At 72.4% G+C, this 16609-nt stretch carries 14 protein-coding genes; 5 read left to right on the plus strand and 9 right to left on the minus strand.

The window, feature by feature from the left end:
- Positions 1–1456, plus strand: a 1456-nt coding sequence (locus BIV28_RS06005; protein ID WP_207555807.1) for an MFS transporter, incomplete at its 5' end; no start/stop codon positions are given.
- A gap of 47 nt (positions 1457–1503) precedes the next feature.
- Here BIV28_RS06005 and BIV28_RS06010 read toward each other — a convergent pair.
- Together BIV28_RS06010 and BIV28_RS06015 are read right to left on the minus strand one after the other, a co-directional pair.
- Complete coding sequence (locus BIV28_RS06010) at positions 1504–2100, minus strand: GNAT family N-acetyltransferase (protein WP_076260186.1); 597 nt, start codon at positions 2098–2100, stop codon at positions 1504–1506.
- Entirely contained in the window at positions 2100–3482 is a 1383-nt protein-coding gene (locus BIV28_RS06015) for a serine hydrolase domain-containing protein (protein ID WP_083707082.1), read from the minus strand. The genes BIV28_RS06010 and BIV28_RS06015 overlap by 1 nt, the downstream gene beginning before the upstream one ends.
- Positions 3483–3835: 353 nt before the next feature.
- Here BIV28_RS06015 and BIV28_RS06020 point away from each other — a divergent pair, with 353 nt between their 5' ends.
- Positions 3836–6070, plus strand: a complete 2235-nt coding sequence (locus BIV28_RS06020) for an NADP-dependent isocitrate dehydrogenase (protein ID WP_076260188.1) — start codon at positions 3836–3838, stop codon at positions 6068–6070.
- 82 nt (positions 6071–6152) lie between these two features.
- Here BIV28_RS06020 and BIV28_RS06025 read toward each other — a convergent pair whose 3' ends face one another.
- A complete protein-coding gene (locus tag BIV28_RS06025) occupies positions 6153–6866 on the minus strand; it encodes a FadR/GntR family transcriptional regulator (protein ID WP_076260189.1) in 714 nt (237 codons plus the stop codon).
- Positions 6867–7023: 157 nt separating this feature from the next.
- Between BIV28_RS06025 and BIV28_RS06030 the strand changes: the two genes are divergently transcribed.
- Both BIV28_RS06030 and BIV28_RS06035 read left to right on the plus strand, forming a co-directional pair.
- Positions 7024–7578 (plus strand): gluconokinase, encoded by a 555-nt coding sequence (locus BIV28_RS06030; RefSeq protein WP_076260191.1) that lies wholly within the window; start codon positions 7024–7026, stop codon positions 7576–7578.
- The gene (locus tag BIV28_RS06035) at positions 7575–8966 is read left to right on the plus strand and encodes a GntP family permease (protein ID WP_076260192.1); all 1392 of its coding nucleotides are present in this window, start codon (positions 7575–7577) and stop codon (positions 8964–8966) included. The genes BIV28_RS06030 and BIV28_RS06035 overlap by 4 nt, the downstream gene beginning before the upstream one ends.
- 81 nt (positions 8967–9047) lie before the next feature.
- On the opposite strand, the gene BIV28_RS06040 is transcribed toward BIV28_RS06035, so the two are convergent.
- The 6 genes from BIV28_RS06040 to BIV28_RS06065 all read right to left on the minus strand — a co-directional run bounded on the left by BIV28_RS06040 (position 9048) and on the right by BIV28_RS06065 (position 15559).
- Positions 9048–10307, minus strand: a complete 1260-nt coding sequence (locus BIV28_RS06040; RefSeq protein WP_076260194.1) for an acyl-CoA dehydrogenase family protein — start codon at positions 10305–10307, stop codon at positions 9048–9050.
- 6 nt (positions 10308–10313) lie between these two features.
- Positions 10314–10781, minus strand: coding sequence for an SCP2 sterol-binding domain-containing protein (locus BIV28_RS06045; protein WP_076260195.1), 468 nt, complete (start codon positions 10779–10781; stop codon positions 10314–10316).
- A gap of 54 nt (positions 10782–10835) precedes the next feature.
- Positions 10836–11639, minus strand: a complete 804-nt coding sequence (locus BIV28_RS06050) for a PIG-L deacetylase family protein (RefSeq protein ID WP_076260197.1) — start codon at positions 11637–11639, stop codon at positions 10836–10838.
- A 59-nt stretch (positions 11640–11698) separates the two neighbouring features.
- Complete coding sequence (locus BIV28_RS06055) at positions 11699–12136, minus strand: GNAT family N-acetyltransferase (protein WP_076260199.1); 438 nt, start codon at positions 12134–12136, stop codon at positions 11699–11701.
- Positions 12137–12167: 31 nt separating this feature from the next.
- Positions 12168–14933 carry a type I DNA topoisomerase gene (gene topA, locus BIV28_RS06060; RefSeq protein ID WP_076260201.1) on the minus strand — a complete coding sequence of 922 codons (2766 nt, stop codon included), beginning with the start codon at positions 14931–14933 and terminating at the stop codon, positions 12168–12170.
- A 167-nt stretch (positions 14934–15100) separates the two neighbouring features.
- Positions 15101–15559 (minus strand): GyrI-like domain-containing protein, encoded by a 459-nt coding sequence (locus tag BIV28_RS06065; RefSeq protein WP_076260202.1) that lies wholly within the window; start codon positions 15557–15559, stop codon positions 15101–15103.
- Between the two features lie 128 nt (positions 15560–15687).
- Here BIV28_RS06065 and BIV28_RS06070 point away from each other — a divergent pair, with 128 nt between their 5' ends.
- A complete protein-coding gene (locus tag BIV28_RS06070; protein WP_076260204.1) occupies positions 15688–16470 on the plus strand; it encodes a dioxygenase family protein in 783 nt (260 codons plus the stop codon).
- Positions 16471–16609 lie beyond the last annotated feature (139 nt).

The raw sequence follows: 16609 nt of genomic DNA on the forward strand, positions 1-16609 counted from the left end.
CGACACCGGCATCGACACCGAGGCCCAGCCGTTCGTGCCCCACCCGTACCGCTGGGCGGCCCTCTTCGTCGTCCTCGCCGCCGAGGTGATGGACCTGCTCGACGCCCTCGTCACCGTCATCGCCGGCCCCTCCGTGGTGCGCGACCTCGGCGGCACCGCGACCCTCGTGCAGTGGTTCACCGCCTCCTACACCGTCGCGATGGCCTCCGGCCTGCTCCTCGGCGGCCGCCTCGGCGACCTCTTCGGTCGACGCCGGATGTTCCTCGTCGGCATGGCCGGCTTCACCCTCGCTTCGCTGGCCTGCGCCGCCGCCGTCTCCCCCGAGATGCTCGTCGCGACCCGCGTCGTCCAGGGCTTCTTCGGGGCGGCGATGATCCCCCAGGGCCTCGGCATGATCAAGGAGATGTTCCCGCCCGCCGAGATGGGCAAGGCGTTCGGCGCCTTCGGCCCGATCATGGGGCTGTCGTCCGTCGGCGGTCCGGTGCTCGCGGGCTGGCTCGTCGACGCCGACGTGCTCGGCCTGGGGTGGCGGGCGATCTTCGCCATCAACGTGCCCATCGGGATCGCCGGCTTCGTCGCCGGGCTGCGCTACCTGCCGGCGTCGCGCCCCGACCGGTCCCTGCGCATCGACGTGCCGGGCGCCCTGCTCGCCACCACAGGCATGGTCGCGCTCATCGTCCCCCTCATCCAGGGCCGCGAGCAGCACTGGCCGGCATGGTGCTTCGCGCTCCTGGCCCTCTCCGCCGCCGCCTTCGCCGCGTTCGCCGTGCTCGAACGACGCCGTGACCGGACCGGGCTCGCGACGCTGGTCGTGCCCTCGCTGTTCGGCAAGCGCGCCTTCACCTCGGGCCTGCTCACCGGGCTCGCGCTGTTCGGTTCCCTCATGGGCACCTCGCTCGTCCTGACCCTCTTCGTGCAGCTCGGGCTCGGCTTCGACCCGCTCCACGCCGGTCTCGCGGGCCTGCCCCAGGCGCTCGGCATGATGGCCGGCTTCGGCATCGCCCAGGGACTCAACGAGCGTCTCGGCCGGCGGCTCATGCACCTCGGCGGCATCGTCCTCGCGGGCGGTCTCGTGCTGCTCGGCGTCGTCATCGGCTCGTCCGGCGCCTCGGTGACGATCCTCGCGCTGGCCCCGGCCCTCGTGCCGATGGGCATCGGCATGGGCATGGTCATGGCACCGTTCTTCGACATCGTCCTGGCCGGCGTCTCGCCCGAGGAGTCCGGCTCGGCGTCCGGCACGCTGACGGCGGTCCAGCAGATCGGTGGCGCGCTCGGCATCGCGGTGCTCGGCACGGTGTTCTTCGGCCGGGTCGAGGGAGCCTCGGGGGTCCCGACGGCCCAGGGTTTCGCCGCCGCCGTCCAGACCTGCGTGTGGGTCGCCGTCGCGATGGTCGCGGCCGCGTGGCTGCTCACCTTCCTGCTCCCCCGCCGGGCCGAGCACCACGGCGCCCACTGACGCGCCCCGTCATCCGCGCCCGGGCCACGCGCCCGGGTGCGGCGCGCCTAGCCGGGCCACTCCTCGCGCAGCACGCCCCAGATGTTGTCGTCGAGCCACGTGCCGTCCTTGCCGAGCGACCTGGCGTGGATCGTCGCCTCGAGGCGCATCCCGATGCGGTGCAGCACGCGGTTGGAGGCCACGTTGTCGGCGTACGCGTCGGCGGTGATGCGACGCAGCCCGAGGTCGTGGAAGCCGATGCGGAGCAGCTCGGCGGCGGCTTCGGCGGCGAAGCCGCGGCCGTGCACGTCGGGATGCAGGGCGTAGCCGATGGTGCCCTCCCACGCGTCGGTCGGCGTTCGCGAGATGGAGTGGCAGGGCTCGAGCCGGAGCATGACGTCGCCGATGACGCGGCCGGTGCGCTGCTCCTCGACGGCGAGACCGAGCAGCGGCTCGAGCGCGTCGGACCGGCCGCGGGCGATCCGGGTCACGACGCGCTCGCGGACCTCCTCGATGCTGAGCACGTCGTGGCTCAGGTGCACGACGACCTCCGGCAGGCTGCGGAAGGCGTGGATGGGCTCGACGTCCTCGACGCGGAGGGGCCGCAGCACGAGGCGGTCGGTGAGCCGCGGCCAGTCGAGGGCCGACAGGTCGGGACGGGGCATCAGCGCCAACCGTGCTCGTCGACGCCGCCCGGCACGTCGGCGGCCGGGTCGTAGGGCGTGCGGGTGAACCGGAACGAGGCGAGGTCGAGGTGGGAGGCGGTCCCGTCGGGCCGGCGCACGACCCGGAGCGGCTCGCCCGTGTAGTAGCCGTCGAGCCCGACCCACGCGTCAGGACCGTCGGCGGCGACGCGGACGAACCGCGACCCGCGCGCCTGGCCCGGCTCACCGAGCACGAGGTGCTCGCCCTCGAGGCGCGCCGTCGCGACCGCCGGGCCCCAGTGCCACGTGCCGCCGAGGTCGACCGCGTCGGCGTGCCCCGCATCGGCCCCGGCATCGGCGTGCCAGGGCGCGACCGGCGCGGGCTCGCGCTCGGCGAAGGCGTCGAGCAGCGACTGGACGACCGGCCCCATGCCGGTGGTCGCGTTGGCGGTGACGACGGCGCCGTCGCCGGAGTCGAGGCGCACCCGCAGGCCCGCGAGGAAGCCGGGCATCGAGCCGCCGTGGCCGGCGTAGCGCACGCCGTCGAGGTTCCACACCTGCCAGCCGAGGCCGTGTGCCACCGTCCAGGCCTGCCCGGGCAGGTCGTTGACCGTGCGCGGCTCGCACATCTCGGCGAGCGTGTCGCGCGAGAGCACCTCGCCGGTGTCGCCGCCGAGGAAGGCCGCCCAGCGCGCGAGGTCGGTCGTCGTGGACCACAGCTGGCCGGCCGGGGCCATCGCGCCGGCGTCGTGCTCGGGCTCGGGCAGCAGGACGTCGGCGAACGGGTGGACGGCCAGGCCCTGCGCGGCCTTGCCGGCGGGGCGGGTGGTCGTGCGGGTCATGTCGAGCGGCACGAGCAGGTCGCGACGCACGACGTCGAACCACGACGCGCCGTGTGCGCGCGCCACGAGCTCGCCGAGGGCCGCGTAGCCGACGTTCGTGTAGTGGAAGCGACGCCCCTGCTCGAAGCGCCGGCCGACCGGCGAGGCGACGAGCTCGGCCCACGAGCCGCCGGGGGTCCGCTCCCACCACGGCCCGTTCGTCTCGGCCTGCACGCCGGCTCCGTGCGAGAGCAGCTGGGCGATCGTCACGTCCCCGAAGGCCGTGCCCGGCACGTGCCGCTCGAAGGGGTCCTCGAGGCCGAGGCGACCGGCGTCGCGCAGCCGCAGCACGGCGACCGCGACGAACGTCTTGGTGATCGAGCCCATCCGGTACTGGGTGTCGGCGTCGGCGGCCACGCCGTCGCTGCGTCCGTCGAGCGTGCCGACGGCGTCGGACCACACGAGCGCGCCACCACGCACGACGCCGGCCGCCACGGACGGCAGGCGGTGGGTCCGCTGCTCGGTCGCGAGCAAATGGCTCAGGTGGCGGGCGGTCGCGGCATCGGGACGGTACGGGCTCACCCGCCCGAGCCTAGGTGCGGTCGCCGCGCCACGCCGCCCGGCCCCAGAAGGCCGCTCGCGGCACCCCGAGTCACACCGCCGCCGCGCCTGCGTCGCACCTGTGTCGCACCTGCGCCGCACAGCTCCCTGCCGGCGTGACGCGTCTGGCGTGGCGCAGGCCACCCCGGCAGGATGGGACGGCGGCCCCACGGCCGCGACGCATCGGATATCTTGATGTCAAGATTTCTTGCCGGTGGACCGTGGCGGTCTCGTGCCACGGCCGGCCCGTCGGGCCCCGCCCGACGCGTCCGGACCGCCCGAGCCGCCTGACCGCCCACCGGCACGACCAGAGCACACCGAACGGAGCACCCGCGTTGGACTCGACCATCATCTACACGCACACCGACGAGGCCCCCGCGCTCGCGACGGCCTCGCTGCTGCCCATCGTCTCGGCCTTCGCCAAGCAGGCCGGTGTCGACGTCGAGACGCGCGACATCTCCCTGTCGGGGCGCATCCTGGCCTCCTTCCCGGAGGCCCTGACGCCGGAGCAGGCCGCCACCGGCGTCGGGCACGACGCCCTCGCCGAGCTCGGTGAGCTCGCGCAGACGCCCGAGGCGAACATCATCAAGCTGCCGAACATCTCGGCGTCGATCCCGCAGCTCAAGGCCGCGATCGCCGAGCTGCAGGCCCAGGGCTTCGCGATCCCCGACTACCCCGACAACCCGACCACCGACGCCGAGAAGTCTGCCCGTGCGGCGTACGACAAGGTCAAGGGCTCGGCCGTCAACCCCGTTCTGCGCGAGGGCAACTCCGACCGCCGGGCGCCCGCGTCGGTCAAGAGCTACGCGCGCAGGCACCCGCACTCGATGGGCGCGTGGAGCGCCGACTCGAAGACGAACGTCGCGACGATGGACGCCGACGACTTCCGCCACAACGAGAAGTCAACCGTCATCGGCGCCGACGGCACGGTCCGCATCGAGCACGTCGCGGCCGACGGCGCCGTCACCGTCCTCAAGCCCGACTTCCCGGTGCAGGCCGGTGAGGTCGTCGACGCCACGTACATGGACGTCGCCGCGCTCGAGCGCTTCCTCGCGGCCCAGGTCACCCGCGCCAAGGAGGAGGGCGTCCTCTTCTCGGTGCACCTCAAGGCCACGATGATGAAGGTCTCCGACCCGATCATCTTCGGCCACGTCATCCGCGCCTTCTTCCCGGCGCTCTTCTCCGGCCACGCCGCCGAGCTCACCGCCGCGGGCGCGTCGCCGAACGACGGCCTGGGCGCGATGCTCAAGGCGATCGAGTCGCTCCCGGCCGACGAGCGCGCCGCCGTCGAGGACGCCGTCAAGGCCGGCCTCGCCGACGGCCCGGCCCTCGCCATGGTCGACAGCAACCGCGGCATCACCAACCTGCACGTGCCGAGCGACGTCATCGTCGACGCCTCGATGCCGGCGATGATCCGCACCTCGGGCCACATGTGGAACGCCGCGGGCGACGAACAGGACACCCTCGCGGTGCTGCCCGACAGCTCCTACGCCCCGATCTACCAGGTCGTCCTCGACGACTGCCGCGCCAACGGCGCGTTCGACCCGGCCACGATGGGCTCGGTGCCCAACGTCGGCCTCATGGCGCAGAAGGCCGAGGAGTACGGCAGCCACGACAAGACCTTCGAGATCGCCGAAGCCGGCACCGTGCGCGTCGTCGACGGCTCGGGCGCCACGCTCCTGGAGCACTCGGTCTCGGCCGGTGACATCTGGCGCGCGTGCCAGACCAAGGACGTGCCGATCCGCGACTGGGTCAAGCTCGCCGTCAACCGGGCCCGCGCCACCGGCACCCCGGCCGTGTTCTGGCTCGACGCCGACCGCGCCCACGACGCGAACCTCATCGCCAAGGTCAAGGAGTACCTCGGCGAGCACGACACCGAGGGCCTGACCATCGAGATCCTCGCGCCGGCCGATGCCATCGCCTACTCGCTCGAGCGCATCCGCAAGGGCGAGGACACGATCTCGGTCACCGGCAACGTCCTGCGCGACTACCTCACCGACCTCTTCCCGATCCTCGAGCTCGGCACGTCGGCCAAGATGCTCTCGATCGTCCCGCTCATCAACGGCGGCGGCCTCTTCGAGACCGGCGCGGGCGGCTCGGCGCCGAAGCACGTGCAGCAGCTCGTCCAGGAGAACTACCTGCGCTGGGACAGCCTCGGGGAGTTCCTCGCCCTGGCCGTCAGCCTCGAGCACCTCGCCGAGGCCACCGGCAACGCCCGCGCCAAGGTGCTCGGCGAGACCCTCGACCGCGCCACCGGCCGCCTCCTCGACGAGAACAAGTCCCCGGCGCGCAAGGTCGGCCAGATCGACAACCGCGGCAGCCACTTCTACCTGGCCCTCTACTGGGCCCAGGAGCTGGCGCAGCAGACCGACGACGCCGAGCTGGCGGCGGCCTTCGCCGACACGGCCAAGGCCCTCGCCGACAACGCCGAGGCCATCGACGCCGAGCTCGTCGGCGCCCAGGGCCACGCGGTCGAGATCGGTGGCTACTACCGCCCCGACGCGGCCAGGGTCTCCGCGGTCATGCGGCCGTCCGCGACGCTCAACGGCATCGTCGACTCCCTCGCCTGACGCAGGCCTCCCCCCGCGAGAAAGTGCCCACTCGACCTGCCTGGTTGAGTGGGCACTTTCTCTGTCTCGTGGGCGAACTTCCTTACGACTGTGGGGTTTCGGTGTCGCGGAGGGCGTCGCTGGCCTCGGCGATGATGGCCTGCATCGCGGCAGACGCGGCGGCGCTGTCGCCGGACTGCACGGCCTCGGCGACGTCGCCGTGGAGGCGCACCGCGACCGGGTTGGGCGTGGCCGGCATGAGGTCGTGGTGGGTGCGGCCGGCGAGGACCTCGCCGACGACTCCGGCCAGCGCGGCGAGCATCTCGTTGCCCGACGCCGCCAGCAGCGTCGCGTGGAAGAGCTGGTCGGCCTGCAGGTAGGCCTCGAGGTCGCCGGACTTGGCGTGCACCGCCATCTGCACGACCGCCCCGAGCATCGCCCCGCACTGCTCCGGCGTCGCGTGCGCCGCCGCCAGCTCGGCCGCCACCGGCTCGACGCCGCGGCGCAGCTCGCCCAGCGACAGCAGCTGCTCCTCGCGGCCCGGCCCGTCGAGGCGCCACCGGATGACCCGCGGGTCGAAGACGTTCCACGCGCTGCTCGGCAGGACCCGCACGCCCAGGCGCTTGCGCGCCTCGACGAGCCCCATGGAGTCGAGCACCCGCACGGCCTCGCGCACCACCGAGCGCGACACCCCGTACCGCTCGTCGAGCTGGTCGATGCGCAGCACCGTGCCCGCCGCGAGCTCACCCGAGACGACCTGCCGGCCGAGGGCGTCGAGGACGCTCGCGTGGAGCGCGGGGCGGCGGTCGGTCGGCATGGCGCCAGCCTGTCACACGGCACACCCGCCCCACCTGTGGCGTCTTTAAATCTGTTTTATTTGCTCTAGTGACTTGATAAGACGCCCTTGTTGCTTCACTCTAGGGCGAGCGACTCGACGAAGAGAGCGATCGAGCCGGACGAAGGAGTCACGGAGCATGTCGCGACAGACGACAGCGAACACAGAGCACCACCCGCCACCCCTGGTCGTCGTCATGGGGGTGTCCGGCTCGGGCAAGACCACCGTCGGCGCGGCCCTGGCCCAGCGCCTGCGCGTCCCCTTCGCGGACGCCGACGACTTCCACCCGCAGGCCAACATCGACAAGATGTCGGCCGGCACCCCCCTGACCGACCTCGACCGCGGCCCGTGGCTGGCCACGATCGCCGGTTGGCTCGCCGACCACGCCAGCACCGGCGGCGTCACCAGCTGCTCTGCGCTCAAGCAGGCCTACCGCGACATCCTCGCAGCGGCCGCCCCGCACGTGTACTTCCTGCACCTGCACGGCGACCCCGAGGTCATCGCGGCCCGCGTCGCCGGCCGCCTCGGGCACTTCATGCCCGCCGCCCTCGTCGAGTCGCAGTTCGCGACGCTCGAGCCCCTCGGCCCGACCGAGCACGGCGCCGTCATCGAGGTCGACCAGCCCGTCGACGACCTCGTCACGCAGTCCCTGCACCTCCTGACCTCCCGCACCCCGGAAGTGACCCAGCCATGACCACCACCCTGTCCCTGCTGTCGGCCTCGGCCGTCGGCGCCGACGCCGCGCCGGCCATCCCCGCCGGACGCCTCGTGCCCGCCGCGCTGCTCGGCATCGCCGTGCTCGTCCTGCTCATCGTGCGCTTCAAGCTGCACCCGTTCCTGGCCCTGACCCTCGGCTCGCTCACGGTCGGCGCCGTCGCCGGCGTCGCGATGACCGACGTCATGGACAGCTACACCAAGGGCTTCGGCTCGACGGCCGCCGGCGTCGGCATCCTCATCGCGCTCGGTGCGATGTTCGGCAAGCTGCTCGCCGACTCTGGCGGCGCCGACGAGATCGTCGACACCATCGTCGGGCGCAGCTCGACCAAGGTCCTGCCGTGGGCGATGGCCGGCGTCGGCGCCATCATCGGCCTGCCGATGTTCTTCGAGATCGGCCTCGTGCTGCTCATGCCGGTGATCTTCCTCGTGGCGCGCCGGTCGGGCCTGTCGCTCGTGCGCGTCGGCATCCCGGCGCTCGCCGGCCTGTCCGCGATGCACGGCCTCGTGCCGCCGCACCCCGGCCCGCTCGTGGCCATCGACGCCCTCAAGGCGAACCTCGGCATCACCCTCGGCCTCGGCATCCTCGTCGCGATCCCGACCGTCGCCGTGGCCGGGCCGTGGTTCGCGCGGTTCGCCTCGCGCTGGGTCGACGTGCCCGCACCCGACCTGTTCGAGCCGCGTCCGGAGTCGGCCACCCGTCGCCCGTCGTTCGGCATCACGCTGTTCACCGTCCTCACGCCGGTCGTCCTCATGATGGGCAAGGCGCTGGCCGACATCTTCGCCGACAAGGGCACGCCGGCCCGCGCGGTGCTCGACTTCCTCGGCACGCCGCTCGTCGCCCTGCTCATCGCCGTCATCCTCGCGATGTTCACGCTCGGACGCGGCGCCGGCATGGGCGTCAAGGAGGTCAGCTCCTCGCTCGAGGGCTCGCTCGGCCCGATCGCGGGCATCATCCTCATCGTCGCCGCGGGCGGCGGCTTCAAGCAGACGCTCGTCGACACCGGCATCGGCCAGCTCGTCGCCGACTGGATCGCCCAGAGCGGCCTGTCGGTCCTGCTCCTCGCGTGGCTCGTCGCGGTGCTCATCCGCCTCGCCACCGGCTCGGCCACCGTCGCCACCGTCACGGCGTCCGGCATCCTCGCGCCGCTGGCTGCGGGCATGCCCGCCACCCAGGTGTCGCTCATGGTCCTGGCCATCGGTGCCGGCTCGGTGTTCTTCTCGCACGTCAACGACGCCGGCTTCTGGCTCGTCAAGGAGTACTTCGGGATGAAGGTCGGCCAGACGATCAAGACGTGGTCGCTCATGGAGACCGTCCTGTCGGTCACCGGCCTCGTCCTCGTCCTGCTCCTCAACCTCGTCGTCTAGACCCGTCATCGAGAAAGTGCCCACTCGACCGTCTCGGTCGAGTGGGCACTTTGCCGTGAGAGGGGCGCCCGGGCGTCGTCGTCAGCGGATGCGGACGCCGCTGATGGCGCGGGCGATCACGAGTCGCTGGATCTCGCTCGTGCCCTCGAAGATCGTGTAGATCTTCGCGTCGCGCGACCACCGTTCGACCGGGTGGTCGGAGACGTAGCCGGCGCCGCCGAGGATCTGCACGGCCTTGTCGGTGACGGCCACCGCGACCTCGCCGGCCTTGAGCTTGCTCATCGAGCCCTCGGCCGCGCCGAACGGCTGGTTCGTCTTGCCCATCCACGCCGCACGCCACACGAGCAGCCGGGCGGCGTCGATCTCCATCCGCATGTCGGCGAGCGCGAAGGCGATGGACTGGTTCTCGATGATCGGCCGGCCGAAGGCGACGCGGTCCTTGGCGTAGTCGAGCGCGTGCTCGTAGGCGGCGCGCGCGATGCCGATGGCCTGCGCCCCCACCGTGGGCCGGGTCAGCTCGAAGGTGCGCATCGCGGCCTGGCCACCCTGGCCACCCTGGCCGCCCTGCCCAGCCTGACCGCCCTGCCCAGCCTGACCAGAGCCCTCACGGGCCCGGGCGAGGCGCTCGTCGAGCCGCTCCTTGCCGCCGAGCAGGCACGAGCCCGGCACGCCCACGTCGTCGAGGAAGACGTCGGCCGTGTGCGAGGCGCGCAGGCCGAGCTTGCGCAGCTTGCGACCGCCCTCGAGCCCCGGGGTGCCCGGCGGCACGACGAAGGCGGCCTGCCCCCGGGAGCCCAGGTCGGGGTCGACGACGGCCGTGACGACGTGCACGCCGGCGATGCCGCCGTTGGTGATGTAGGCCTTCTGCCCGTTCAGCACCCACTCGTCGGTGGCCTCGTCGTAGCGGGCTCGCGTGCGCATGGCGCCGACGTCGGAGCCGGCCTGCGGCTCGGTCGTCGCGAACGCGGCGACCTTCGGCTGGTCGGCGTCGCCGTAGCACTGCGGCAGCCACTCGACCATCTGGTCGGGCGTGCCCGAGCCGTAGATGGCTGCCACCGCGAGAGTCGTGCCGAAGATCGACATGCCGATGCCGGCATCGCCCCAGAACAGCTCCTCGTTGGCGAGGTTGATGGCGATGCCGGTGGGGTCGGCCCACGCCTGGGCGAGGAACTCGAACCCGTAGAGGCCGGCGCGCGCCGCCTCCTGGATGACCGGCCAGGGCGTCTCCTCACGGGCGTCCCACTCGGCGGCGGCCGGACGCACGACGTCGCGGGCGAAGCCGTGCACCCAGTCGCGCAGCTCGCGCTGGTCGTCGTCGAGGGCCAGCGAGAACTCGACCACCCGGACTCAGGCCTTGGGGATGTCGAAGAAGTTCGCGATGTTGGCGGCGAGGCCGAGGTCGCCCTTGGCCTTGATCTTGCCGGTCATGAACATCATGACCGGGTTGCCGCTCTTGGTGATGACCTTGGTGAAGTCGACGGGCGACATCGCCAGGGTCAGCGTGGCGTCGCCCTCGTGGCCGGGCACGGCCGTGCACGTGCCGTCGGCGAAGCGCACGGTCCACTCGTCGGCGCCGCCGTCGGGGCGACCGGAGATGCTCCAGTGCGTCGTGGCCGTCGTCGAGCCGGCGCGGTCGGCGCGGAACAGCTCGGGCATGCGCGAGAAGATCGCGCGCAGGATCGCCTCGCGGTTGTCGGTGGCCATGAGCGCCGTGACGTCCTTGTCGGACATCTTCTTGACGATCTGGATGAACTCGGCCGGCTCGACGGCCGCGAGCTGCTCGGGCGTGGCGGTCGCGAAGTCGATGTCGGTCATGGTGGCCCCTTTCGGGAGACGGTTCAGGACACGGTGGAGGTTACCGGCAGTAACCTACCCGACGGCCCCGGCGTCGAGGAACCACCCCGCGACCATCCCGTCAGGGCGTCCGGGCTCGATGAAGTGCTCCCACCCGAAGGCGACGGCAAACATCTGCTCGGGCATCTGGAGCATGCCCTGGGCGTCGGACTGGCTCGCGTGGGCCTTGAGCGCCGAGCGCTTGACCTCGAGGAAGTCGCTGACGTCGCAGGCCCAGTGCAGCTCCTCCTCGAGGCTGCCGAGCGGGTTGCCGTCGTCCATCGGCGCGCTGGGGTCCCACTCGCCGACGTCGTGCCCGGCGGCCGTCGCCTCCTCGTGCGAGCGGATCATCGCGCTGCGGTTCATCGAGGACTCGAGGTAGCGCGGGGTGCCGGCCAGCTCGGCCGCCCGCCTCGTGACCGCGTGCACCTTGACGTGGTCGGGGTGACCGTAGCCGCCGTGCCAGTCGTAGCCGACGACGACGTCGGCGGCCTCCTCGCGCAGCACGTCGGCGACGCGTCGGGCCGCCTCCTCGGTGTCGACGCGCATGAAGCTCGCCTCGTGGTCGTTCTGCGCCCAGCCGGTCATCCCCGAGTCGGCGTAGCCGAGGAAGACGACGCGGTGGGTGCCGATGACCGCGCCCGCGGCCTCGGCCTCGACGCGCCGGCGGTGCACGACGGTCTCGCCCTCGGCGAGGTCGGCGGGGGCGTCGCCGTGGTCGCCGTTGGTGGCGACGACGAGGACGACGCGGTGCCCCTCGGACACCGCGCGCGCCATGGAGCCGGAGGTCTGGGACGCCTCGTCGTCGGGGTGGGCGTGGACGAAGACGACAGTTGCCATGAGGGCAGCCTCTCACCCGACGGCGACACCGACGATGCCGCCGTGGCGGACGCGGCCGGTCAGCCGAGCGGCATCGTGTAGACGACGAAGCCCTCGTACCTCGCGAGCCGGTCGTAGAGCCGCCGGGCCGTCGCGTTCGCCTCGTGGGTCTGCCAGTAGACGCTGCCGCACCCCTGCGTCCGCGCCCACTCCCCCACCGCCTCGACGAGGGCGCTCGCGACGCCGTGGCCCCGTGCCTCGGGCACCGTGAAGAGGTCCTCGAGGTAGCAGAGGTCGGGCTCGCTCGAGCTCGGGTGGACGAGGAAGTGCGTGATCCCGACGAGCTCGCCGTCGAGCCAAGCGCCGAGACCGTGCAGCCTTGTGCCCGAGGCGATCTCGCGCCACGCCCGGTCGTAGGCGGCGTCGTCGAGCGTGCGCTCGTAGAAGGCGATGTACGCGCGGAACAGGGTCTCCCAGCGCGGCCGGTCGGCCGGCTGGAGGCGTCGGGTCTCGATCACGAGCCGACGCTAGCGCGCGGCCCGCCGAGGGTCACGACTTCTTGGCGGCCTTCTTCGTCGTGCTCTTCGTCGCCTTCTTCGCCGTCTTGCGGGTCGTCTTCTTGGCGGCGCGCTTGCGGGTCGTCGGGCCCTTGGCGCGCTTCTCGGCGAGCAGCTCGTAGCCGCGCTCGGGCGTGATCGAGTCGGGGTCGTCGTCCTTGCGCAGCGTCGCGTTGGTCTCGCCGTCGGTGACGTACGGGCCGAAGCGTCCGTCCTTGACGACGACGGGCTTGCCGCTGACCGGGTCGACGCCGAGCTCCTTGAGCGGGGCGGCCGCGGCGCGTCCACGCTGCTTGGGCTGGGCGTAGATCGCCAGCGCCTCCTCGAGGGTGATGTCGAAGAGCTGCTGCTCGGTGGTGAGCGAGCGCGAGTCGGTGCCCTTCTTCAGGTACGGGCCGTAGCGGCCGTTCTGGGCCGTGATCTCGACACCCTCGGCGTCGGCACCGACGACGCGCGGCAGGCTGAGCAGCCTGAGTGCGTCGGCGAGGTCGATGGTCGCGAGGTCCATGTCCTTGAACAGCGACGCGGTGCGCGGCTTGGCCTTGGCAGCCTTGCGGCCCTTGGGCTTGTCGCCCGCCGGCGCCTCGTCGTCGTCGATGACCTCGGTGACGTACGGGCCGTAGCGGCCGGCCCGGGCGATGATGTCGCGCCCGGTCTCGGGGTCCTGGCCGAGCACCTTGCCGTCGTCGGCGGCCACCTCGAGCAGCTCGCGGGCCTTCTCGGGGGTCATCTCGTCGGGGGCGATGTCGTCGGTGATCGTCGCGCGGCGCGGCGTCGCCGACGGGTCGGCGCCCTCGGCCACCTCACCCGTCTCGAGGTCGACGCCGCGGGGCGTCACCTCCTCGACGTACGGGCCGTAGCGCCCGACGCGCACGACCATGCCGTCGCCGAGCGGGATCGTGCTGATCTCCTTGGCGTCGATCTCGCCGAGGTCGTCGACGAGCTGCTTGAGCCCGGCGCCGGAGGTCGGCTCGTTGCCGAAGTAGAACTGCTCGAGCCAGTGCACCCGGCCCTCGTCGCCGTTGGCGATGCGGTCGAGGTCCTCCTCCATCGAGGCGGTGAACTCGTAGTCGACGAGGCTGCCGAAGTGCTCCTCGAGCAGGCGCGTCACGGCGAAGGCGAGCCACGTCGGCACGAGGGCCTGGCCCTTGGTGAAGACGTAGCCGCGGTCCTGGATCGTGCCGATCGTCGCGGCGTACGTGGACGGGCGGCCGATGCCGCGCTCCTCCATCGCCTTGACGAGCGTGGCCTCGGTGTAGCGGGCCGGCGGGCTCGTCTCGTGGCCGTCGGCCTCGGCGCGCAGCACCTCGATGGTGACGCCGGTGGACAGCTTGGGCAGGCGGCGCTCCTCGGCGGCGGCGTCGGCGCGGGCCACGGCCTCGTCGTCGCGGCCCTCCTCGTAGGCGGCGAGGAAGCCCTTGAAGGTGATGACCGTGCCGGAGGCCGAGAACTCGACCTGCCGGGCACCCTCGACCGCGGTGTCGACCGACAGCCGCACCGTGGCCGTCGAGCCCCGGGCGTCGGCCATCTGCGAGGCGACGGTGCGCTTCCAGATCAGCTCGTAGAGGGCGAACTCGTCGCCGCGCAGCTCACCGGCCACCTGGGCCGGGCTGCGGAAGCGGTCGCCGGCGGGCCGGATGGCCTCGTGAGCCTCCTGCGCGTTCTTGACCTTCTTCTCGTACCGGCGCGGCGACTCGGGCACGTACTCGGCGCCGTACATGTCGCGCGCCTGGCTGCGGGCCGCGGTCAGGGCGGCGTCCGACAGCGTCGTGCTGTCGGTACGCATGTAGGTGATGTAGCCGTTCTCGTAGAGACGCTGCGCGACACGCATCGCGTTCTTGCTGCTGAGGCGCAGCTTGCGCGAGGCCTCCTGCTGCAGCGTCGAGGTGGTGAACGGGGCCGAGGGCCGACGCGTGTAGGGCTTCTCCTGCACGTCGGTGACCCGGGCGTCGGCGCCGGTGCACGCCTCGGCGATGCGGCGGGCCAGGCTCTCCTCGAGGTGCACGACCCCCTTGCCGGTCAGCTCGCCGGTGTCGGAGAAGTCGCGGCCGGTGGCCACGCGGGCGCCGTCGACGGAGGCGAGGCGCGCGGCGAAGCGCTGCTGGTCGCCGCCCGGGGTGAACTCGCCCTCGACGTCCCAGTAGGACGCCTTGACGAACGCCATCCGCTCGCGCTCGCGCTCGACGACCATGCGCGTCGCGACCGACTGGACGCGGCCGGCCGACAGGCCCTGGCGGACCTTGCGCCACAGGACCGGGCTGACCTCGTAGCCGTAGAGGCGGTCGAGGATGCGGCGGGTCTCCTGGGCGTCGACCATCGCGGTGTCGATCTCGCGGGTGTCGTTGACGGCGCGCTGGATGGCCTCGCGGGTGATCTCGTGGAACACCATGCGCTTGACCGGGACCCGCGGCTTGAGCGCCTCGAGCAGGTGCCACGCGATGGCCTCGCCCTCGCGGTCCTCATCGGTGGCGAGGTAGAGCTCGCTGGCGTCCTTGAGGAGGCGCTTGAGCTCGGCGACCTTCTTCTTCTTGTCCGGGTCGACGACGTAGTACGGCTCGAAGCCGTTGTCGACGTCGACGGCGAACTTGCCGAACGGGCCCTTCTTCATGTCGGCGGGCAGCTCGGAGGGGTTCGGCAGGTCGCGGATGTGCCCGACCGACGCCTCCACCTCGAAGTCCCCACCCAGGTACCCCGCGATCGTCTTCGCCTTCGCGGGCGACTCGACGATGACGAGCTTGCGGCCCTTGCCTGCAGCCATGACACACCTACGACTTCCCGATCTCACGTGCAGCGGATTCGTCGCTGCTCCGACGTGGAACCGCCCCGACCGTAACAGGTGCGCCGCCGAGGTCCCGCCACATACCGACGCGTGCCGACGCGTGCCGACGCGTGCCGACCAGTGCCGACCAGTGCCGACGCGGGCCCTCAGGCCGTCGGGACGACCACCAGGGTGCGCCAGCCGGCGGGGTCCGGCTCGCGCTGCGGGTCGGACAGGTAGCTCTCCCACATCTGCGCGGCGGGGGTGAGGTGGTGCTCGGCCATCCACCGCTCCACGTCCGCGTAGGTGTCCCGGAGCCGGTCGTAGGGGCCGACGTGGACGGCCTCGACCGCCTCGCCGGCCGGCAGCGTGCCGGGCACGACCTCACCGGAGGCCGGCACCTCGGTCGAGACGGGGAAGCCCGCCTCGAGGTCGACCGTGGCCCCCGGCATCCCGTGGTAGAGGGCGAACGGAGGCCCGACGGGCACGGCCCGGTGGGCCCGGACGGCGGCGAGGACCTCGCCGTACGCGCGCTCGAAGAAGGCGGGCAGGTCCTGGACGGGGACCTGCGCGCGGACGACGGCCGTGTGCTGCGCCGTCGTGCGGACCACGTGGATGTCGCTCATGCCACACCCTCGCGCCCGCGACCGGCCGGCGGGAAGGGCACAACGTCCCACGACGCGTCCGGAAGAAAGGGCGACGTGGGGGCGTTCCCGTGGTAGTTTATTGTTCAACTTTCTACAGGAGCCGCCCCATGTCCACCGCACCCGTCCTCTACCTGAGCCACGGCGCCCCGCCGCTCGCCGACGACCAGCGCTGGACCGAGGAGCTCGCCGCGTGGTCGGCCGACCTGCCCAGGCCCAAGGACGTCCTCATCGTCTCGGCCCACTGGGAGGACGCCCCGACCACCCTCGGCTCGACGACCGGCGCCCCGCTCACCTACGACTTCTGGGGCTTCCCGCAGAAGTACTACGAGGTGACCTACGACGCGCCCGCCGCCCCCGGCCTCGCCGACGAGGTGACGCGCCTGCTCACCTCCCCCGGCCACGAGGTGCACCGCGACGAGGCCCGCGGCCTCGACCACGGCGCGTACGTCCCCCTCAAGGAGATGTTCCCCGACGCCGACGTGCCGGTCCTGCAGATGTCGATGCCGACGCTCGACCCGCGCGGACTCTTCGAGATCGGCCGACGCCTCGCACCGCTGCGCGAGCAGGGCACCCTCATCGTCGGCTCCGGCTTCACCACCCACAACCTGCGCTGGTTCAACCCGGCGGCCGGCTCCGACGGCACGCCGCCGCAGGCCAGCGCCGAGTTCGACCACTGGGCCCAGGAGGCGATGGCCGCCCAGGACGTCGACGGCCTGCTCGACTTTCTCGCCAAGGCCCCGGCCGCCCGTGAGGCCCACCCGCGCACCGAGCACTTCGCGCCGCTGTTCGTCACCCTCGGCGCGGCGTACGCGTCGGGCGGGCTCGCCTCCGAGAGCGTCATCGACGGCTTCTGGTTCGGCCTGAGCAAACGCTCCTGGCAGATCGGCTGACGCCGGCGGAACTCCCCGCGAGCGCCTGTCGTTCGAGAGGCGTGGGGTACCCCACGAAACGCGACCGCGGCTCGGTGTTTCCCCTGGCGCCGGGCCGCGGTCGCCCCTTTCCGCGGGGTCGCGCGGGCCCCGCGGATCC

The sequence above is a fragment of the Intrasporangium flavum genome, assembly GCF_001956915.1.
Lineage (GTDB): Bacteria > Actinomycetota > Actinomycetes > Actinomycetales > Dermatophilaceae > Monashia > Monashia flava.